Consider the following 19,229-nt stretch of genomic DNA (forward strand, 5'->3'; position numbering starts at 1 on the left):
GGCCGTTATATGCAGCCCCGAAACCGTGAATGGGCACCATGAATTCGCTCGATATCGAAAAGAAGCCGGAAGATACCCGCGTGGTCGTTGCCATGTCGGGCGGTGTCGACTCATCTGTCGTCGCGGGCATGCTGCATGCGGAAGGCTATGAGGTGATCGGCATCACCCTGCAGCTCTACGATCACGGCGAAGCGGCGCGAAAGACCGGCTCCTGCTGCGCGGGCCAGGACATCGACGACGCGCGCCGGGTCTGCGAGACGCTCGGCATCCCACATTACGTGCTGGATTACGAGAGCCGGTTCCGCGAGGCGGTGATCGACAATTTCGCCGATTCCTATCTCGCCGGCGAGACGCCGATCCCCTGCGTGGCCTGCAATCAGACAGTCAAGTTCGCCGACCTGCTCAAGACGGCGCGCGATCTCGACGCCGACGTTCTGGCGACCGGACATTATATACGCTCGCGCGCGAACGGTGCGCACCGCGCCCTCTACCGCCCGGCCGACGCCGACCGCGACCAGAGCTATTTCCTCTTCGCCACGACGCCCGACCAGGTCGATTTCCTGCGCTTTCCGCTCGGCGAACTGACCAAGGACGAAACCCGCCGGCTCGCCGCCGAAATGGGCCTGATCGTCGCCGACAAGCCGGACAGCCAGGACATCTGCTTCGTGCCGAACGGCAACTACGCGGACATCATCACCAAGCTTCGGCCCAATTCGGCCATGGCCGGCGATATCGTCCATGTCGATGGCAGGGTGCTCGGCCGGCACGAGGGAATCCTGCGTTTCACCATCGGCCAGCGCAAGGGACTGGGCGTCGCCACGGGCGAGCCGCTCTACGTGGTCAAGCTGGATGCGCGCACCCGCCGGGTGATCGTCGGACCGCGCGAGGCGCTGGATACGCGCATCGTGCATTTGCGCGAGACCAACTGGCTTGGCGATGCGCCGCTCGACACGGTCGCACGCGAAGGGATCGAGGTGATGGCCCGCGTCCGGTCGACCCGCCCCCCTTCCCCTGCCCGGCTGCACCACGAGGCAGGCCGGACATGGGTGGAGCTCCACGCGGGCGAGACCGGCGTCGCGCCGGGTCAGGCCTGCGTGCTCTATGACGGTACGGGCGAAGGCGCGCGCGTTCTCGGCGGCGGCTTCATCGATCGCACCGAACGTGCGCCCGAGGCCGAGCGCATGCTTGAAAGGCTGGATACACTGATGGCCGAGGCCGGCTGACGCCTATTCGGCTGCCGCCTGGCGGGCCGGGCTTTCGAGCACGAAATTGCGGATCTCGCCGATCACGCGATCCTGGTCTTCCTCGCTCAGATAGGCATGCATCGGCAGGCAGAGGATGGAAGCCGGCTTCGTGTCAGTCACGGGCAGCCCGCCGGGCGCGACCGGGAAATGCTGATAGGCCACCTGCTTGTGCAACGGCTTCACATAGTAGATCACGGACGGGATGCCCTGCGACTTGAGATGCGCCTGGAGGCGATCCCGCTCAGGCGCTTCGATGGAATACTGCGCCCAGGCCGACCGCGTGCCGGCGATATTTCCGGCCGCCTTGACGTAATTGCCGAGCCCTTCGCGGTAGCGTTCCGCGATCCGGTGCCGCGCGACCATCTCGTCTTCGAGGATCGCGAGCTTCTCGATCAGGATCGCCGCCTGGATCGTATCGAGGCGCGAGGTCAGGCCGATGCGCACATTGTCGTACTGGCTGGAGCCCTTGCCGTGAAAGGCCACCGACCGCATGATTTCGGCCAGATCGTCGTCGTCGGTCATCACCGCGCCGCCGTCGCCATAGCAGCCGAGCGGCTTGGCCGGATAGAAGCTCGTGGACGCCACATCGCCGAAACTGCCGCAACGCCGGCCGCCGGCTTCGCCGCCGATTGCCTGCGCCGCATCGGAAATGACCATGAGGCCATGCTTTTTTGCCACCGCGCCAATCGCGTCGTAATCGGCCGACAGCCCGAAAAGATCGACCGGGATGACCGCCTTGGCGGCAAGCCTGCCCTCTTTCTCGATCATTTCGATCGCCTCGGCGAGCGAAGCGGGATCCATGTTGTAGGTGTCGGGGTCGATATCGACGAAGACCGGCTCCGCGCCCACCAGCGCAACCACTTCGGCCGTGGCCGCGAAGGTGAAGCTCGGCACGAATACCGCGTCGCCCGGCCCGATGCCCCTGGCCATCAGCGGGATCTGCAGCGCATCGGTTCCGCTGGCGCAGCCAATGACATGCTTGACGCCGACATAGTCCGCGAGCTGGCGCTCGAATTCGCCCACCTGCGGGCCGAGAATATAGGCGCCGCTCGACACGACATTTCCGATCACCGCCTGGATCCGGTCCTCGATACGGGCGCGCTGCGCGCCGAGATCTATGAACTGCATAAAATTCCCCGCAATGCGTGGCGCTCCCGGAATCACGGAAGCGTCATACCCTCTTTACCCCGTTGCTGCGTATCGCGCAAAACCCTGCGGCGGCAAGAGCCTAGTATTCCCCGGCTCATCAATCCCGTTGCCGCCTTGTAACGAGCGGTGAACGGCACGATGCGTCAGGCGCCCGCCTGTTCGAGGATGCGCAGCACCGCCACGCCCTGGCGCCCGTCGGTACGCGGCGTCTCGCCGGTGCGGATACACTCCGCGAAATGGGCGAGTTCGTCGGTCAGCGCCATGTTGGCTTCGAGCGGAACGTAGTCGGGATCGCTCAGTTCGAAATCCCAGTTCGTCCCTTTCGGATCGATCCTGTGGCGATAAAGCGCGAGCTTTTCCGGCCAGTCGGCGAGGTCGTCCCAGACCGCCATACCCTCTGAGCCGATCACCGTGAACCGGCGCTCGCGATAGGGGCTGTGGCGGGAAACATGGATATGCGCGCCCGTCCCGGCTGCGAAATCCATATGCACATGCGCGAGATCGGTGGTTCCGATCGAGACGCCGCGATTAATGCCGCGCACGCTTTCCGGCTCCCCGCCGGCCAGCGTCATGATCATCGAGAGGTCGTGCGGCGCGAGGTCCCACAGCGCGTCGAAACGGGCGTGGAACTTGCCGAATCCCAGCCGGTGGCTCTGCAGGTATCGCACTTCGCCGAGATCGCCGGCCGCGACCCGGTCGCGCAGCGCCGTGAACGCGTTGTGAAAGCACAGGATATGCCCGGTCATCAAAACGAGACCCGCCGTGGCCGCCTCGTCGACAACATGCGCGCCGTCGGCGGAAGACAGCGCCAGCGGCTTCTCGACGAAGACATGCTTGCCGTCTGCGATGGCGCGCAGGGCGAACTGCGCATGCACATGCGCCGGCAGCGCCAGCACCACCGCATCGATATCGGCGTCCGCGAAGACATCGTCCGGCAGGCAGGCCCGCGCGCCGAAAGGCTGCGCCAGCATTTCCGCGCGCTCGATATTGACGTCGGATACCGCGTGCAGGAGCCCCATTTCGCCGAGCGTGCGGACATGGTTCGCGCCCCAGTAGCCGCAGCCGATCACCGCGATTCTCGGGGCATTGGAAGTGGTCATGGTCGGTTCCGGACGGGATAGAGGGATAGCGGGCGCGTTAAAGCGTTTTTGGCGCTGCGAAACAAGTTACCTTTCGCCGCATCCACGCTTGACAGGCCGGAGGCCCGGACCTTATATCCGCGCGACCTTCGCGGCCACAGGCCGCCGCGTGGCGGAGTAGCTCAGTCGGTTAGAGCAGCGGAATCATAATCCGCGTGTCGGGGGTTCAAGTCCCTCCTCCGCTACCAAAAATTGCATTCAAACTTCTTAGTCATTGATTTTCCTAGGCTTTCCTGTCGATTTGACGAGCAATCTGATCGTCATTGCCACCTAAGCGCGCATTCTTCTGCTACCGTGCCCCGCTGCGTCATGCGGCGGGAGGATGGACATGCACGATAAACGGAAGTCCGCCGAGGTCGAAGTGACATTCACGCATAGCGGCGAAAGCGGCGGCGAGGAGAAGATCGAGCAGTTCTTCAGGGCGCTTGCCAGACATCACATGCGGGAGGCGAAGAAGCAGGATGAGGGTCAGGAGCCGGGCGTCGACTGGCGGAATGAACCGAGGAAGCGGAAGCTGACACCGCCAGAATAATCGCGGCTATGGCTTTTGCGTTGTGATATGTAGTGGACATGAACCCAGAGATTGTAAATCTGACAAGCGGCTTCGGCGGGGCGCTGTTGGGCGCGTTGGTCGGCGGTTTCATTTCGTGGCTGCTCGCCAAACAAAGCTCTGCGGAGACATTGAAGCGGGATCGCGAAGCGCGAGACGAGGAGCAGAAGTCTTATGCTCTCCGACTGATGGTGAAAGCTTCGCTGGTTCTCTCCGACGTCGTGGCAATCAAGAACGCCATAAATCAGTCCTTGTCGGACGCCAATGAAAGGGGTCTATCTCACCTTCCGTTTTGGCGAAGGGTCATACCTATTGTTCCCAGCAGCAAGTCATACGAAGTAGACGCCTCGGAACTTGTCCCTCTGATTGCGGCAAAGGAAGCGGATTTGGTGACTGCTGCGACTGAAGTTTTTATGCAGCACGCCACACTTATTGCAGCGATTGACACCTACTTTGAGAAGCGCGGAGAGATAAAGAAACTGATCAAACGTCATTCCGGCGTCCGGGATGGGGTCGTAATGTCCGAATTGACTGAAAGCGAGATCGCGGCTCTTGCGCCATATGAATTGGAGCTTGAGAGCATCATTAAAGAGGTTCGCTCTGCGCTAGGTCCACTTCAAGCCAACGCTGAGAAGGTGACGTTTGGGATAGGCCCCGCCATCCAGAAGCATTACGGCGACAAGGGCTTCCCCATCTTCATCGCAGACGAAACGAAAATTGGGGACAAGGAGGGGCGCTAACGCCCGTCCCAGCAATGCTCGCAGTCCGATTTTTGGATTTCTGTCCCGGCCCAACCTTGCCCCGGATCAGCTAGCATCTGGAGGCATTTAACCTCGTCAATTTCGCTGAGAAACCCCATTTTGATGGGTCCAATGTGATTGTTCGTGCGTGGCCGGCCTTTGGCCCATCGGGGTAATGCTTTCCGGGGCTGGCGGGCGGTAGCGTAAGGCATTGTGTGGTCTCCCGGTGTTGTAGTGCTTCCGCCATTGCTCGATCAGGATTTGCGCCTCGCGCAGGTTGTAGAAGATCTCGCCGTCAAGCAGTTCGTCACGGAACCGGGCGTTGAAGCTTTCGCAGTATCCGTTCTCTCAGGGTGAGCTTGGCTCGATGTAAGCCGTCCTGGCGCCGGCGGCCGTGATCCAGTCGCGCACGCGATGAGCAACGAACTTCGGGCCGAGCGCTCAACTGTGTCGATCGTCCTTCGGCCGCCATGAACGAATAAGCTTCATCGGACAGGTTTGTTTCTTCAACGCTGTTTTATGATGCCGTTCGACATACCTTCCGGCTTGACGGTGTTTCCGGCGGTCTAAATGATCCGGCGATGTCCAGACTTCAGAGCATCACCACAAGGCAGTACCGGGTTTTTCTTCATCTGCTGAAGGTCAAGAGTGTTACGGAAACGGCGCACCATTTCGAAACCTCTCAGCCAGCGGTCAGCCGGTTGCTCGCGGAAATGCGGGAACGCTTCAGTGACGGGCTTCTGGTGCGCAGCGGCGAGCGCATGGTCATCACCGATCGCGGTCGGATCATTCGCGACGAACTCCAGGCCATTCTGGATCGCCTGTCGGATCTCATCGAGCCGGAGCCGGAATTCGATCCGCAAACCTCGGAGACGGAATTCTCGCTGGGTTTCGCCGACTCCAACATGGTCAGCCTCGTTCCGCCGGTCGTCGCGGCAATTTCACATGCGGGCCCCGGCCTGAAGGCGCGTGTCAGGCCGATCGACGATTCTGTCGACGTCCTGTCGGCACTGGAGGAAAGGGAGCTCGATGTCGTCGTGGATTGCGTGACGGAGTTCACCCGCGACACATACGAAAACCTTCGCTACGCGCCGATCGGCACGGACGAGATCGTGTTGCTGGCGCGCTCGGATCATCCCGTGGTCGCCCGGCCACCGCAGACGGCGGAAGACTATCTCGCGCTCGAACACATCGCGCCCTTTCCCGTCTCCAATTTCGAAAAGGGGCCAATCGACGGATCGCTGAAGTCGTTGAAAACACCCCGCCGGATTAGCTGGTTCATTCCCGAATACAGCCTGATCCCAAACGTGCTGCTCGATTCAGACCTTGTCTTCACCACTTGCCGTCGTTTCGCCGATGTCTACGCAAACATCCTTCCTCTCTCGATCGTAGACGCGCCCGGCTTCTTTCCCCGCATGGAGTTCCGGCTGCTGTGGCATGACGTGACCAATCAAAATCCCAGCGCAATCTGGCTGCGTGACACGATCATTCGCGCCGCTAAAATAGGCAATCTTCAAGTTTGACGCGTTTTTGTGCACATTATTTATGCGTTATGGATAAAGGTTGCATCATATCATCATTGATATGAACTGAATTCGCCGCCCGGCATTTTGGAAGGCAAAGTCCCTTTCTATAGTCCGGCCATCGCAGTTCGACAGACAATCGCAAAATGCTTTCAACGGCCCGCACAGGCGGATGCCGATTAGGGAAAGTGCGATCCGGCCAAACAGCGATACCCATCAGGACAACGGGACTGTCAGGGTCCCGAACAAGTCGAGAAGGAACGTCAAACATGACACGTATTCGGAAATTCGCCAGCGGACTGGCCGCGGCAACCATCCTCGGTTTCGGCTCGGCGGCAGGCGCCAGCGCCGAAACCAGCGTAGCGCTTGTCCTGCCCGGCTCCGTTGCCGACGGCGGCTGGAACGAAGGCGCCTACAAGGGGCTCAAGGCACTGGAAGCCTCGGGAGACTTCACAATCGCATTCTCGGAAAATGTCAACCAGGCCGATATTCCCGCCGTGGTCCAGGGCTATGCCGATGACGGCATGGACCTGATAATCGGGCACGGCTTCCAGTTCGGCAGCCTCTTTGCGGAAATCTCGGTCGAATATCCGGACCAGGCGTTTTTCGCGACGACCAGCGCACCCGGCAACACGGAGATTCCGGAAAACGCGCTTTATGTCGAATTTCGCTACCAGGACGCCGCCTATGGCGCGGGTGTCCTTGCGGCCCTCATGTCGGACGGGAATGCTGTCGGCATGGTCGGCGGCGGCGACAACCCGACGACGCAGATCATGGCGACCAATTTCGTAAAGGCAGCCGAGGCCACGAAGGAAGGCCTGAAGGGATATTCCATCATCACCGGCGACTACAATGACGCCGCAAAGGGCCGAGAGGCCGCCTCGACCATGATCGGCAATGGCGCCGACGTGATCTGGCACACCGCCGACATTACCGGAATCGGCGCGATCGAGGGTGCGGCCTCGGGCGGCGCTAAGGCTATCGGAATGTTCTCCGACCAGAAGGAACTCGCACCGGAGGCGATCGCCACCAGCTTCGCGGCAAACAATGCCGGACTGGTCGAGGCCGTCGCGAAAATGGTGGCTGACGGCAGCTTCGAGGGCGGCAGGATGTGGGAGCCGGACCTCGGCTTCGCCTGGGTGACCGTCTATGGCGACGCCGCCTACAATCCGGACATCGTCTCCGCCGAGGACTGGGCAGTCTTCCAGGATACCTGGGCCAAGATCGACAGTGGCGAAATCGAGGTTTCCGCCGAATAGAAAAGCGCTCCCAAGGCGACCGGGGGCATGCTCCCGGTCCGCCGGACCACGACAAGATGACATCCGAACCGTCCACATTCCTGCGCATGGCTTCCATCACCAAGCGTTTCGGCGCATCGGTGCTTGCCAATGACCGCGTCGATTTCGACCTGCGTCAGGGCGAGGTGCACGCGCTGCTCGGCGAAAACGGCGCCGGCAAATCGACGCTCATGAACATCCTCTACGGCCTCTACGAGCCGACGGAAGGACAGATCGAGCTCGACGGACTGCCCATATCGTTGCGCGATCCCGCCGATGCGATCGAATACGGCATTGGCATGATTCACCAGGAATTCATGCTGATCGATTCCTTCACGGTGGTCGAAAACATTGTGATGGGCACGACAACGCTGCCCGAGGGGGCGGAACGGACCAGCGCGGCGCGCCGGCTCGTGCGCGAGATCTCGGCGGATTACGGCCTGCATGTGGATCCGGATGCCCGGATCGAAGACATGTCGGTGGGCCAGCGCCAGCGCGTGGAGATCCTGAAGCTCCTGTTCCGCCACGCAAAGCTGCTTATTCTCGACGAACCGACGGCCGTGCTGACGCCTCAGGAAACCGATGCGCTTTTCGAGGTGCTGGAAAGACTGAAGCAGTCCGGCCACGCCATCATCATCGTCACGCACAAGATGCATGAGGTCATGGCGATTTCGGACCGCGTCTCCGTCATGCGGGGCGGCCGGATGATCGCCACCGTCAACACCGCGGAAACCGACGAGAAGTCGCTGGTGCGGCTTATGGTCGGGCGCGATCTGGACATGCACCTCGATCGCGAAACCAGGGATCGTGACGGCCCGCTGCTGGAGGTCGCCGGACTGGTGGTCGCCCGCAGGGACGGTTCCAAACCGGCCGAACCGGCCAGCTTCTCGATCCGGCGCGGCGAAATCCTCGGCTTTGCCGGTGTCGACGGCAACGGCCAGACGGAATTGATCGAGGCCCTGTTCGGTCTTGGAACGATATTCGACGGCAACATACTTCTGGACGACCGGGACATTACGGACCTGTCTTGCCTGGACCGCCGTAACGCCGGCCTCGGATATATCCCGCCAGACCGCCGCGGGGTCGGCGCGCAGGTCACGCTTTCGATCGAGGACAATGTGATCCTCGGCTCCGGCAAATCATATTCGCCGACCGGTTTCATCGACCGCCATACGGTCCGTAACGACGCGGACAAGGTCATCGAGCGCTTCGACATCAAGGCGCCGGACGCGGATTTCATCTCGGGGAACCTGTCCGGCGGCAACCTGCAAAAGCTCGTGCTGGGTCGTGAGGTGTCGCGCAATCCGCAGCTTCTGCTGATCGAACAGCCGACGCGCGGCCTCGACGTTGGCGCGATCGAACTGATCTGGGCGGAAATCATGGCCCTTCGCAATGCCGGCGCGGCCATCCTTCTCGCTTCCACGGAACTGGAGGAAATCATGGCGCTGTCCGATCGCATCGCGGTCATGTTCGAAGGACGGATCATGGGCGTCGTGCCACGAGCCGAGGCCGACACGCAGCTCCTCGGCGCGATGATGGCCGGCCGAGCCCTGGAACAGGCGCGCGACCCACAGGTGATCTCATGACCATCCGCCTTGAAAAACGCGAGACGCCTCTCATTGGAGGCTGGACAGTCATCGTCTTTTCCGTGGCCGCGGTGCTTGTCGGCATGGCGGTCGGCGGGCTGCTATTCCTGCCATTCGACGCCAGCCCGCTCGATGGCTACGCAGCGTTGATCGGCAAGGCATTTTTCAATCTGCGCGGCTTCGGATTCACGCTCGTCGCGGCCACGCCGCTGATGCTGGTGAGCTTCGGGACAATCGTCGCCTGGCGCTGCGGCTTCATCTTCCTCGGCTTCGAGGGCTGCCTTCTGATCGGTGCCATGGGCGGAACGATGATCGGGCTGCAGGCGCTTGACGGCGGGACGCTGGCGGGGCTCCCGCCTGCCCTGGTCACATCGCTCGCGCTTGCGTGGGGCGGCGTTCTTGGCGCGTTCTGGGCGGCTATCGTCGGCGAACTCAAAGTGCGCTACGGCGGCAACGAGGTGCTGATCGCCCTGATGATGAATTTCCTGGCGATCTACCTGGTGCAGTATCTGGTTGTCGGGCCATGGCGCGTCGTCGGCGACATGCCGCAGACAGACCGCCTGCCGCGCGACCTCTGGCTTCCCTATATCGTTGACGGCACACGGCTGCATGCCGGCATCCTGGTGGCGCTCGCGGCGGGCATATTCGTCCACATCCTGATGACGAAGACGCGCGCCGGCTACGAGATGATCTCGAGCGGCCTCAATCCCAGGTCGGCGCGTTACGGCGGCATCGATGTGGCGCAGCGGCAAAGACAGGCCGCCTTAATCGCCGGAGGAATGGCGGGTCTGGCCGGCGCGATCACCATTTTTGGCGTGCATCACCGTCTCCTCGACGGGCTTTCCGACGGAACCGGCTTCCTTGGCATCGTCACCGCGCTGCTTGGCCGGTTGACCGCGCCGGGCGCCGTCGTGGCGTCGGTGCTCTACGGCGGCTTGTCAGTGGGCGGGGACGCCATGCAACGCCAGTCGGGCCTGCCGTCTTCGATCGTCGTGATTGTGCAGGCCACGATCGTCCTTCTGCTGCTGGCGAGCGAAGTGCTGCGGACACACCGGCTTGTCTTCGGAAATCCCGCGGCAACGGAGACCTGAATGGAATCGCTGCTTGAAATCAGCTTCATTACGACCTGGCTCGCCGCTTCGCTGCGCCTTACCGGCCCGCTGCTTCTGGCCGCCATCGGCGAGTTGTACAGCGAGCGCGCCGGCGTTTTGAATGTCGGCATCGAAGGCACGATCCTGTTCGGGGCGCTGGCGAGTTATCTCATCGCCATCTGGACCGGCAATCCGTGGGCCGGCGTGGCCGCGGCCGCCATCATCGGCGTCGCCGTCAATGCATTTCTGGCCTGGATGTATGTCGTGATCAAAGCCAGCCAGGTCGTGGTCGGCATCATTTTCAACGTTCTCGCCATGGGGGCGGCGAGCTACGCCTTTCGCACCCTCATGGGCGACATCCCGCGGATCGAGACCGCTCCGATGCTGCCGGAAATTTCGGTTCCGGGACTGAGCCGCATCCCGCTGATCGGCCCATCATTCTTTGAGCAGTCCATCATGTTCTATCTGACGCTTGCGATTGCGGTCGGTTCGGGGATCTTGCTGTACCGCACACGCTTCGGGCTGAACCTGCGCGCAGTTGGGGAAAACCCGAAGGCCGCTGCCGCGGCAGGTGTCAATGTCGTGCGGATGCGCGTTCTCGGCGTGCTTGCCTTCGGCCTAGGCGGCGGTCTTGCAGGAGCCTATTTCGTTCTTGTCCAGATCGGCCTCTTTCGCGACACGATCGTACAGGGCCGCGGATTTATCGCGCTTGGTATCGTGATCCTCGCGCGGTGGAACCCTTATCTCGCCATCCTCGCGGCATTCGGTTTCGCGGCAATGGACGCGCTGCCCTTGTCGCTGCAACTGCTTGATCTGGGCATTCCGTCCCAGCTTCTGGTCGCGCTTCCATACCTGCTGACCGTTCTCGCCGTTTCCGGCGTGTTCGGCCGATCCCGGAACCCGGCATCGTTGATGGTGCCCTATCACGCCGACCGTTGACGCACCCCCAAGGAGACAAACGATGCTGCTTCACCAGTTGCTGACCGACGGCGCGATGCGCCGCCCCGAGCACACGGCTTTCCACTGGGTCGAGCGAGAAAAATCGCTGACCTACGCGCAAGCCGTCGAGCAGGTTGAGGCCGCGGCCGGTGCGTTTCACGACCTCGGCGCGCGCAAGGGCGACCGCATTACGATCTTTGCCCACAACGGCATGGATTATCTGATTTCGATGTTCGCGGCATGGCGGATCGGCGCGATCTCTGCGCTCGTGAACGTCAAGTTCGCCGACGAACTGGATTACTACTTCGCCGACCACACACCGACGCTTGTCGTCTACACCCATGACAAGATTGCCGAGGTAAAGGCCGCAGCCGAAACATCGGGCGCTGTCAGGCATTTGATCTGCATGGACGGCAAGCAGGACGGCGCCTTGAGTTTTCCCGAACTGCTGGATGCCAAACTGCCGCCGCCGCCCGATCCCGGCGACGAGTCCGCGATAGCGCATCTGTCATACACATCCGGCACGACTGGACAGCCAAAGGGCGCGTGTCTTGCCCACGAACCGACACAGACCGCCAGCGCCGTGATCGGAGAACGGTTGCGCTATTCGCGCGATGACATCTCGTTCGGCCCCTCGGCGCTGTCGTCTTCCTACCAACTCGTCGCAAACGTCCTCCCGCCGCTGCGCAACAGTGCCACCTGCATCGTCATGAAGGACTGGACGCCGGAGACCGGCTATGCGGCGGTCCGGAAAACCGGGGCAACGATTTTCGTCGGCAATCCTCCGGTCCTTGCGGATTTGCTCGAACAGTCCCGCGTTCATGGCGGCGCTCCCGCCACCCTGCGAATGTCGACCTCCGGCGGCGGTCCGGTGCCGCCGACGCTCAAACGCGCCTGGCGTGACGAGCTCAAATTGCCGCTCGTCGAGAGCTACGGGCAAAGCGAGATCGGCGGCTTCTTTGCCCTGGCCGATCCGGTTCTTCCCGACGACGCGCATTTCGGCGCGGTCGGACGTCCGCTGCCCGACAAGGAAGTGCGCATTCTTGGCGCCAATGACGAGGAACTGCCGATCGGGCAACCGGGACAGGTCTGTCTGCGCGGCGGGTTCATGACGGGCTACTGGGGCAAGCCGGACAAGACGGCGGAAACGCTGAGCGGCGGCTGGCTGCATTCCGGCGATGTCGGCCAGATGTCGGCGGATGGCTACCTGACCATGCGCGGACGGGCGTCCGAACTGTTGCACGTGGGCGGCGAAACCTGGTTTCCCCGCGATATCGAGGAAGCCATGATGCTGATCGAGGGCATTCGCGACGCGGCGGTCGTCGGACTGGACGATGGCGACGGAGGCCATCGCCCGATTGCATTCGTGACCGGTCCGGGAAAGATCGATGCGGCACAAACCCTGGCGGGTGTCGCCGACAAGACGCCCTATGATCTTTCGACACTGGAAATTCGCCAGATCGACGAGTTCCCCATGACCCCGACCGGCAAGATCGCCAAGGCGACGCTGCGCGATCAGGCCGCAGCCAGCAACTAAAACAGACGGGAGCGAGAGAATGCAGCGCAATATCGCACAACTGACATGGCCGGAGGTCGAGGCGCTCGACTTGGCCAAGGACGGCGCCCTGGTGCTGCCGATCGGTTCGATCGAACAGCATGGCCCGCATCTTTCCACCGACTGCGATCTCGTCTTTTCCGAGAATTTCCTGGAAATGGCCCTGGCGCGACTTGCTCCGGAGACGAAGGTCTGGCGTCTGCCGATGCTGCCGATCTCGAAGTCCAACGAACATGTCGGATTTCCCGGCACATGGTATCTGTCGGCCCAGACCTTCATGGCTGTCATCTCGGACATCGCTCGCAGCGCCAGCAACAACGGTTTCCGCCGGCTTGTCCTGTGGAACTGCCATGGCGGCAACCGGGCGCTGCTCGAGGTTCTTGCGCGCGACATTCGTATCGAGACAGGCCTGATGACATTTCAGGTCTTTGCCTCGGGCGCCATGCCCGATCCCTTACCGGCACTCGATCCTCGCGAGCCGGCTTACGGCATCCATGCCGGCGAATGGGAAACGAGCCTGATGCTGGCGGTTTCACCCGACCGCGTGCGGACGGAAAAGCTCGATTGCGCATTTCCCGATTTCCAGTCCGAAACCCTGGCATTGGAGATGACGGGGGCCACGATTGGATGGAAAACGGACGATTTCCAGAAAACGGGCACATGGGGAGACGCAACCGGTGCGACTGCCGAACGGGGCGCTCAACGGCTCGAACCGCTGATCGAGCGCCTTGCCAGCATCCTGACGGAGATCTCGACATTCGAAGTTGGGGCGACGAATTCCTGACCGGTTCGTCGATGATCCGCGAAAGTCCGGTTTTCGGGTGTCGATCAGTTAGGCCGCGGAGTCGCTCGGCGTCAGGCTTTCCGAAACAAATGCAGTCAATACGGCTTGACCATACCGAGCGTGAGCGCACTCAAGCATCCGTGCGCGTACCAAACAGCCTCAGTCGGCTTTTGTCACCGATTGGCGTTCGACCAGTTCGCATTCGACCTTGATCTGGTTGGGGCCCGCATCGAGCCCGCCCGCGAGATCGACGAGCATCTCGACGGCGATCTCGCCCATCTCGTAATGCGGCAGCACGAGAGTGGTGAGCGGCGGATGCGTGAATTGCGCGATCGGGCGGTCGTCGAATCCGATGACGGCAATGTCATCGGGAACCTTGTATCCCTTTTCGTTGAGGGCTTCGATGCAACCAAGCGCCATCATGTCGTTGGCGCAGAAGATCGCGTCCGGCGGGTTGTCCAGTTCCATGAGCTCAAGGGTGCAGTCATAGCCGGTGGACGGCTCCCAGTTGCCCCAGCGAACGAGTGAAGCATCGAATGGAATGTCGTTGCTTGCCAGGGCCTGTTTGTAGCCCTTGAGACGATCGCGTGACGCGTCGATGCCCTGCTGGCCATTGATCAGGCCGATACGCTTGCGGCCCGCAACCAGAAGCCTTTCGGTCGCGACCCGGCCGCCGAGCAGGTCTCCGGGCAGGACCGAAGGAAGACTCCGTTTGGAATCGTAGCAGTTCAGCAGCACGGCACGGCTTTTTTCGACAGCGGGCGGCAGTTCCACGAGACGCGTCAGAATCGTGCCGTAGATGACGCCCATCGCGGGGATCTGGCTCATTTGATTGACGATCGCCGTTTCGGCATCGACATCGCCATGGCTCACGGTCAGGTAGACGTTGATCCCGTATTCGAGCGCCTTGTCGCGTGCGCCCTCGAATGCCAGCGTCATCCAGGGGTCGGTCGAAACCTCGTCCGCGATGAAAAGGATGGTGGAATGACCGCCGGGTGCGGCAACCGTGCCCCTTCGGACGAATTTGTAGCCGAGTTTCTGTGCCGCGTCGCGAACGCGGCGCCGCGTGGCTTCGGTCAGTTTCGCGCCAGGACTCCCGTTGAGGACGAGCGATACAGTGGCCTGCGAAACGCCGGCCATCGCGGCGACATCCATCATCGTGGGCCGGCCCGACGCCCCGTGACGATCTTTTTCAGATTTCAATTTGAAGTGCCTCTGCAGCGGCGACAGTGAAATTCATTGCGCTGGTCGCTAGCAACCGGCTCGAAAAAAAGCAAACTCGAAGCACTCCCGGACCTCCATCTGTTTCTTTTTTTGGCGCGTCAAACCCGCGCGTTTGAGCGATTCCGTCTCCGGCAACGCCAGTCCCGATGCGGATGGCGCCGTGCCGGGTTGTGCCCGCCCCGGCCCAGCCATTCATACTTGACTAATTATTATTAGTAAATATTATTGATCGCCTTGGGAGGATCATTAATGAGGCTGCTGATCACCGGCGCCACCGGCAAGGTAGGGCGTAATTTCCTGGATCGCGTTCTTTCGGACGAGACCTTCGCCGGCTGGAGCCTCCGGGTGATTTGCCACAACCGCTCGATCGAACCTTCGGACCGCATCGAGATCGTTCAGGGCTCCTTTGCGGACCCCGATACGGTCAGCAGGTCCATGCAGGGCGTGACGCATGTGCTCCACATGGCCGCGGTGAAGGAATCGCCCGATCTCGCCATCGACGTCGCGATCAAGGGCATGTTCCTCCTGCTGGAAGGCGCCCGCGCCTCCTCGACACTGGAACAATTCATCCTGATCAGCGGCGACTGCGCTGTCGGGCATATCTTCCACGAATACGATGCGCCGATTACCGAGACCTCGCCGCGAAGAGCCTATGAGGGCTGCTACGCGCTGACCAAGGTCCTCGAAGAGGTGATGGTCGAGCAGTACCAGGTGCAATATGACCTCAATGGCTGCGTGCTGCGCGCGCCATGGATCATGGAAAAGGATGATTTCCGCTTCGCGCTGTCGCTTGGCGAAGACCAGTTCGGCGGCCCGCCATGGGCTGATCTGATCGGCGAAACGCGCGCGGCGGACGGCTTCCGCAAAGGGGCCGTGCCGTTGATGCTGTCCGCATCGGGCGCGCCGCTGAAACGCAATTTCGTGCATGTGAACGACCTCGTTTCGGCGATCACCGCCGCGATCGGCAATCCGTCCGCCCGGCAGTCGCTGTTCAACATCGCGATGGACGAGCCCGTCGATTACGGCGCGGTCGCCGCCTACCTCGCGAAAACGCGGAACATGGAAGCGTTAAGCGTTCCGACGCCGTTTCACAGCAACTGGCTGGACAATTCCAAGGCGCGCCACCTGCTCGGATGGCGCCCGAAAGTGGATTTCGAGGACCTCATCGAGCGCGCGTGGGGCCTATCAGCGCGCGCCCGACGAGCCTCGGAAGATCTGGTACCCGGGGTAAGGTGCGCCGGACCAGCAGATTGTGGGAGGAAAACCATGAAACACAAACTTCTCTATGCACTGGCTTCGGCCATGATTCTGGTCACGGGTGCGTCCCATGCCCAGGACAAGAAGACACTCGCGATCGTCGTGAAGGGCCTCGATAACCCCTTCTTCGAGCAGATCAATCTCGGCTGCCAGGAATGGATGAAGAACAATCCGGATTCCGAGTATGAGTGCATTTACACCGGTCCGGCATCCAGCACCGACGAAGCCGGCGAAGTGCAGATCGTCGACGATCTTCTGACCCGTGGCGTCGCGGCGATTGCCATCTCGCCGTCCAATGCGCCGGCAATGGCCAACCGCATTCGCCAGATCGCACCGGATGTGCCGGTGATGACCATCGACGCGGACTTCCTCGAGCAGGACCGCGACCTGCGCGCCACCTATCTCGGCACCGACAACTACCTGATGGGCGTCAAGATGGCCGAGCAGGCAGCCATGCTGAAGCCGGATGGCGGCTCCGTCTGCCTGCAGCTCGGCAACGTCGCGGCCGACAACATCAATGCCCGCGCGCAGGGCTTCCGCGACACCGCGGGCGGCGAAAAAGGGATCGATCGGCTGGACGGCCAGAACGGCTGGACCGAAATCGAAGGATGCCCGGTCTTCACCAATGACCAGGCCGACCTCGCCAACCAGCAGATCGCCGACACCTTCACCGCCAACCCTGATCTCGATGCATTCATCCTGATCGGCGGCTGGGCGCAGTTCGCGCCGCAGGCCTACGCCCAGGTGACGGACCAGGTCATGGACAAGCTGAAATCGAAAGAACTGATCATCATCGCCGGCGACACGCTGCCGCCGCAGACGCAGGCATTCCGCGACGGACGCAGCCATTCGCAGGTCGGTCAACGTCCCTTCGAAATGGGCCTCCGCGGACCGGACGTCATGATCCAGCTGATCAATGGCGAGCAGGTCGACGATCCGCTCTACACGGGCCTCGACGTCTGCAACCTGGAAGACGCAGGCTTCTGCGCTGACAACTAGGCGATAACCGCCACACCATTGCCGGGCCTGGAAACAGGCCCGGCATTTTCCTGCATACAGAGGGACACACACAAAGATGACCGCGCGAAAGATCAACTGGGGCATATTGTCGACGGCCAGCATCGGCACCGAGAAAGTCATTCCTGCCATGCGGAAATCGGTGTCGTCCAACGTGCTGGGGATCGCTTCGCGCAGCCCGGAACGCGCCGCCCAGGCAGCGGAAAGGCTCGGCATTCCGAAAAGCTATGGCTCCTATGAAGACATGCTGGCGGATCCGGACATCGACGCGATCTACAACCCGCTTCCCAATGATCTGCATGTCGAATGGACGCTGAAGGCCGCGCGGGCAGGCAAGCACGTGCTTTGCGAGAAGCCGGTCGGTCTGAATGCCGAAGATGCGCTCAGGCTTCGCGACGCGCCGGACGGCGTTCTGATCGCGGAGGGTTTCATGATCCGCCATCACCCGCAATGGCTCCGCCTGCGCGAGATGGCGCGGTCCGGAGAACTCGGAGACGTGCGCGCCACGCAGGCCGCGTTCAGCTATTTCAACGACGATCCCGGCGATATACGCAACAAGCCGGAAAACGGCGGCGGCGCCATGCTGGATATCGGATGCTATCCGATCACGGGCGCCCGCTTTGTTTTCGACGCGGAGCCGCGTCGCGTCGTTTCGCTGATCGATCGCGATCCCAACTTCCGTACGGATCGCCTTGTCGGCGCGATCTGCGATTTCGGAGACGGACGGCTACTAACCTTCCAGGCCTCCACGCAACTGGTTCCCTTCCAGACATTCCAGGTTTTCGGCACGAAGGCCCGCGCGGAGATTCTTATTCCATTCAATGCGCCGCAAGGCGAGAAGACGACGATCGTCATCGATGACGGAGCCAGCCTCGACGCCAGCGCGGCCCGTCGCGAAACCCTGCCCTCATGCGACCAGTATGCCGAGCAGGCGGAAGCGTTTGCCCAGTCGATACTGACCGGCACCCCCGCCCCCTACGGCGTCGACGACGCGATCGCATCGATGCGGGTACTCGACGCCATGTTCGAAAGCGAGCGAACCGGAGGCTGGGTCAGCCTGTGACCCCGGCTCACGGGAGCAGTTTTGCCCGCGGCAAATGACAGGGACGCTTGATTAATATCATTATTTATATTATCAATTATAAATTGTGCAGCCGCTCCAATCGAACGGCTCCGAATAAAGGGAGGATGATATGAATTTCACGAAAACACTGATCGCAGCGAGCGTAGGCGCGCTGCTTGCGAGCGGCGCCGCCGCGCAGGAAAAGAAGCAGCTCGCATTCGTCGTCAACGCCGCATCGGATTTCTGGAAACTGGCCGAGGCCGGCGTCAACGCGGCGCAGGCGGAACTGCCGGATTACGAACTGCAATTCCGCTATCCCGCCCAGGGTACAGCCGCATTGCAGAATGCGCTGATGGACGACCTTGTGGCCGCAGGCACCGACGCGATCATGATCTCGTCCGCCGATCCGAAGAACTCGATCGACGCGTTCAACCGTATCGCCGCGCAGGTTCCGCTGTTCACCACGGACAGCGACGCTCCGCAGAGCGACCGTATCGCCTATCTCGGCTCGTCGAACACGGCCGCCGGTATCCAGGCGGGCGAAATTGCCATCAAGGCAATGCCGGACGGCGGCAAATGCATGGGCTTCGTCGGTTTCCTTGGCGCGGATAACGCCATCGAGCGCATCGCCGGTTTCCGGCAGGCCGTCGAAGGCAAGGGCATCGAACTCGTCGACGTCCGCGGCGACGACGTCGATTTCGCCCGTGCCCGCGCCAATGTGGACGACGTTCTGGCCGCGAATCCGGACATTGACTGCATGGTCGGGTTCTATTCCTACAACCCGCCCAAAATCTACGAGTCGCTTCAGGCAAACGGCAAGCTGGGAGAGATCACGGTCATCGCTTTCGACGAGGACCCGATCACGCTGGGCGCCGTTCGCGAGGGCAGCTTTGCCGGCACCGTCGTGCAGGATCCCTACCAGTGGGGCTACCAGGGCATGCACCTGATGGCCGACTACCTTGAGGGCGACAAGTCGGGTGTTCCGGCCGATGGCCTGATCATCGTTCCGACGAAGATCATCGACCAGAGCAATGTCGATGCCTTCGAAGCCGAGCTGAAAGAGCGCATCAACGGCTAAGCCCTCCCGGGCT

Annotated in this window: 16 protein-coding genes, 1 tRNA gene and 2 pseudogenes; 15 read left to right on the plus strand and 4 right to left on the minus strand. The window is 61.8% G+C overall.

Annotated features, from left to right (window positions below):
- Positions 1–38: 38 nt before the first annotated feature.
- Positions 39–1,223 (plus strand): tRNA 2-thiouridine(34) synthase MnmA, encoded by a 1,185-nt coding sequence (gene mnmA, locus LC343_RS04460; protein ID WP_223476111.1) that lies wholly within the window; start codon positions 39–41, stop codon positions 1,221–1,223.
- A 3-nt stretch (positions 1,224–1,226) separates the two neighbouring features.
- Here the strand turns inward: mnmA and LC343_RS04465 are convergent, their stop codons facing one another.
- Both LC343_RS04465 and LC343_RS04470 read right to left on the minus strand, forming a co-directional pair.
- Entirely contained in the window at positions 1,227–2,372 is a 1,146-nt protein-coding gene (locus LC343_RS04465; RefSeq protein ID WP_223475879.1) for a DegT/DnrJ/EryC1/StrS family aminotransferase, read from the minus strand.
- Between the two features lie 164 nt (positions 2,373–2,536).
- Positions 2,537–3,493, minus strand: coding sequence for a Gfo/Idh/MocA family protein (locus tag LC343_RS04470; protein ID WP_223475880.1), 957 nt, complete (start codon positions 3,491–3,493; stop codon positions 2,537–2,539).
- A gap of 150 nt (positions 3,494–3,643) precedes the next feature.
- Between LC343_RS04470 and LC343_RS04475 the strand changes: the two genes are divergently transcribed.
- The 3 genes from LC343_RS04475 (at position 3,644) to LC343_RS04485 (ending at position 4,822) form a co-directional block, all read left to right on the plus strand.
- Positions 3,644–3,720 (plus strand) — tRNA-Met (locus tag LC343_RS04475).
- Positions 3,721–3,860: 140 nt separating this feature from the next.
- Positions 3,861–4,064 (plus strand): hypothetical protein, encoded by a 204-nt coding sequence (locus LC343_RS04480; RefSeq protein ID WP_223475881.1) that lies wholly within the window; start codon positions 3,861–3,863, stop codon positions 4,062–4,064.
- A gap of 38 nt (positions 4,065–4,102) precedes the next feature.
- Positions 4,103–4,822 (plus strand): hypothetical protein, encoded by a 720-nt coding sequence (locus tag LC343_RS04485; protein WP_223475882.1) that lies wholly within the window; start codon positions 4,103–4,105, stop codon positions 4,820–4,822.
- Positions 4,823–4,918: 96 nt separating this feature from the next.
- On the opposite strand, the pseudogene LC343_RS04490 reads toward LC343_RS04485, so the two are convergent.
- A pseudogene (locus LC343_RS04490) lies at positions 4,919–5,257 on the minus strand (integrase core domain-containing protein); the annotation flags it as partial.
- A 146-nt stretch (positions 5,258–5,403) separates the two neighbouring features.
- Between LC343_RS04490 and LC343_RS04495 the strand changes: the two are divergent.
- The 7 genes from LC343_RS04495 to LC343_RS04525 all read left to right on the plus strand — a co-directional run bounded on the left by LC343_RS04495 (position 5,404) and on the right by LC343_RS04525 (position 13,577).
- Positions 5,404–6,345, plus strand: a complete 942-nt coding sequence (locus LC343_RS04495; protein ID WP_223475883.1) for a LysR family transcriptional regulator — start codon at positions 5,404–5,406, stop codon at positions 6,343–6,345.
- Positions 6,346–6,614: 269 nt separating this feature from the next.
- Positions 6,615–7,604: a BMP family protein gene (locus LC343_RS04500; RefSeq protein WP_223475884.1), complete on the plus strand. Its 990-nt coding sequence runs from the start codon at positions 6,615–6,617 to the stop codon at positions 7,602–7,604.
- Between the two features lie 56 nt (positions 7,605–7,660).
- A complete protein-coding gene (locus tag LC343_RS04505) occupies positions 7,661–9,208 on the plus strand; it encodes an ABC transporter ATP-binding protein (protein ID WP_223475885.1) in 1,548 nt (515 codons plus the stop codon).
- Positions 9,205–10,299 carry an ABC transporter permease gene (locus LC343_RS04510; RefSeq protein WP_223475886.1) on the plus strand — a complete coding sequence of 365 codons (1,095 nt, stop codon included), beginning with the start codon at positions 9,205–9,207 and terminating at the stop codon, positions 10,297–10,299. Before LC343_RS04505 ends, LC343_RS04510 begins: the two co-directional genes overlap by 4 nt.
- Positions 10,300–11,238, plus strand: coding sequence for an ABC transporter permease (locus LC343_RS04515; RefSeq protein ID WP_223475887.1), 939 nt, complete (start codon positions 10,300–10,302; stop codon positions 11,236–11,238).
- Positions 11,239–11,260: 22 nt separating this feature from the next.
- Positions 11,261–12,775 (plus strand): class I adenylate-forming enzyme family protein, encoded by a 1,515-nt coding sequence (locus LC343_RS04520; RefSeq protein ID WP_223475888.1) that lies wholly within the window; start codon positions 11,261–11,263, stop codon positions 12,773–12,775.
- Positions 12,776–12,794: 19 nt separating this feature from the next.
- Positions 12,795–13,577: a creatininase family protein gene (locus LC343_RS04525; RefSeq protein ID WP_223475889.1), complete on the plus strand. Its 783-nt coding sequence runs from the start codon at positions 12,795–12,797 to the stop codon at positions 13,575–13,577.
- Positions 13,578–13,736: 159 nt separating this feature from the next.
- Here the strand turns inward: LC343_RS04525 and LC343_RS04530 are convergent, their stop codons facing one another.
- Positions 13,737–14,780 carry a LacI family DNA-binding transcriptional regulator gene (locus LC343_RS04530; protein ID WP_223475890.1) on the minus strand — a complete coding sequence of 348 codons (1,044 nt, stop codon included), beginning with the start codon at positions 14,778–14,780 and terminating at the stop codon, positions 13,737–13,739.
- A 270-nt stretch (positions 14,781–15,050) separates the two neighbouring features.
- On the opposite strand from LC343_RS04530, the pseudogene LC343_RS04535 reads away from it, so the two are divergent.
- The 4 genes and pseudogenes from LC343_RS04535 (at position 15,051) to LC343_RS04550 (ending at position 19,216) form a co-directional block, all read left to right on the plus strand.
- Positions 15,051–16,032: pseudogene (locus LC343_RS04535) on the plus strand (NAD-dependent epimerase/dehydratase family protein).
- Between the two features lie 35 nt (positions 16,033–16,067).
- Positions 16,068–17,057, plus strand: coding sequence for a substrate-binding domain-containing protein (locus tag LC343_RS04540; protein WP_223475891.1), 990 nt, complete (start codon positions 16,068–16,070; stop codon positions 17,055–17,057).
- 76 nt (positions 17,058–17,133) lie between these two features.
- Positions 17,134–18,138 carry a Gfo/Idh/MocA family protein gene (locus tag LC343_RS04545; protein WP_223475892.1) on the plus strand — a complete coding sequence of 335 codons (1,005 nt, stop codon included), beginning with the start codon at positions 17,134–17,136 and terminating at the stop codon, positions 18,136–18,138.
- A gap of 130 nt (positions 18,139–18,268) precedes the next feature.
- Positions 18,269–19,216 carry a sugar-binding protein gene (locus LC343_RS04550; RefSeq protein ID WP_223475893.1) on the plus strand — a complete coding sequence of 316 codons (948 nt, stop codon included), beginning with the start codon at positions 18,269–18,271 and terminating at the stop codon, positions 19,214–19,216.
- Positions 19,217–19,229 lie beyond the last annotated feature (13 nt).

The sequence above is a fragment of the Oricola indica genome (genome assembly GCF_019966595.1).
Lineage (GTDB): Bacteria > Pseudomonadota > Alphaproteobacteria > Rhizobiales > Rhizobiaceae > Oricola > Oricola indica.

Coding starts and splice junctions, on each gene's coding strand:
- mnmA (WP_223476111.1), top strand. CDS start 39: ATGAATTCGCTCGATATCGAAAAGAAGCCGGAAGATACCCGCGTGGTC.
- LC343_RS04465 (WP_223475879.1), bottom strand. CDS start 2,372: ATGCAGTTCATAGATCTCGGCGCGCAGCGCGCCCGTATCGAGGACCGG.
- LC343_RS04470 (WP_223475880.1), bottom strand. CDS start 3,493: ATGACCACTTCCAATGCCCCGAGAATCGCGGTGATCGGCTGCGGCTAC.
- LC343_RS04480 (WP_223475881.1), top strand. CDS start 3,861: ATGCACGATAAACGGAAGTCCGCCGAGGTCGAAGTGACATTCACGCAT.
- LC343_RS04485 (WP_223475882.1), top strand. CDS start 4,103: ATGAACCCAGAGATTGTAAATCTGACAAGCGGCTTCGGCGGGGCGCTG.
- LC343_RS04495 (WP_223475883.1), top strand. CDS start 5,404: ATGTCCAGACTTCAGAGCATCACCACAAGGCAGTACCGGGTTTTTCTT.
- LC343_RS04500 (WP_223475884.1), top strand. CDS start 6,615: ATGACACGTATTCGGAAATTCGCCAGCGGACTGGCCGCGGCAACCATC.
- LC343_RS04505 (WP_223475885.1), top strand. CDS start 7,661: ATGACATCCGAACCGTCCACATTCCTGCGCATGGCTTCCATCACCAAG.
- LC343_RS04510 (WP_223475886.1), top strand. CDS start 9,205: ATGACCATCCGCCTTGAAAAACGCGAGACGCCTCTCATTGGAGGCTGG.
- LC343_RS04515 (WP_223475887.1), top strand. CDS start 10,300: ATGGAATCGCTGCTTGAAATCAGCTTCATTACGACCTGGCTCGCCGCT.
- LC343_RS04520 (WP_223475888.1), top strand. CDS start 11,261: ATGCTGCTTCACCAGTTGCTGACCGACGGCGCGATGCGCCGCCCCGAG.
- LC343_RS04525 (WP_223475889.1), top strand. CDS start 12,795: ATGCAGCGCAATATCGCACAACTGACATGGCCGGAGGTCGAGGCGCTC.
- LC343_RS04540 (WP_223475891.1), top strand. CDS start 16,068: ATGAAACACAAACTTCTCTATGCACTGGCTTCGGCCATGATTCTGGTC.
- LC343_RS04545 (WP_223475892.1), top strand. CDS start 17,134: ATGACCGCGCGAAAGATCAACTGGGGCATATTGTCGACGGCCAGCATC.
- LC343_RS04550 (WP_223475893.1), top strand. CDS start 18,269: ATGAATTTCACGAAAACACTGATCGCAGCGAGCGTAGGCGCGCTGCTT.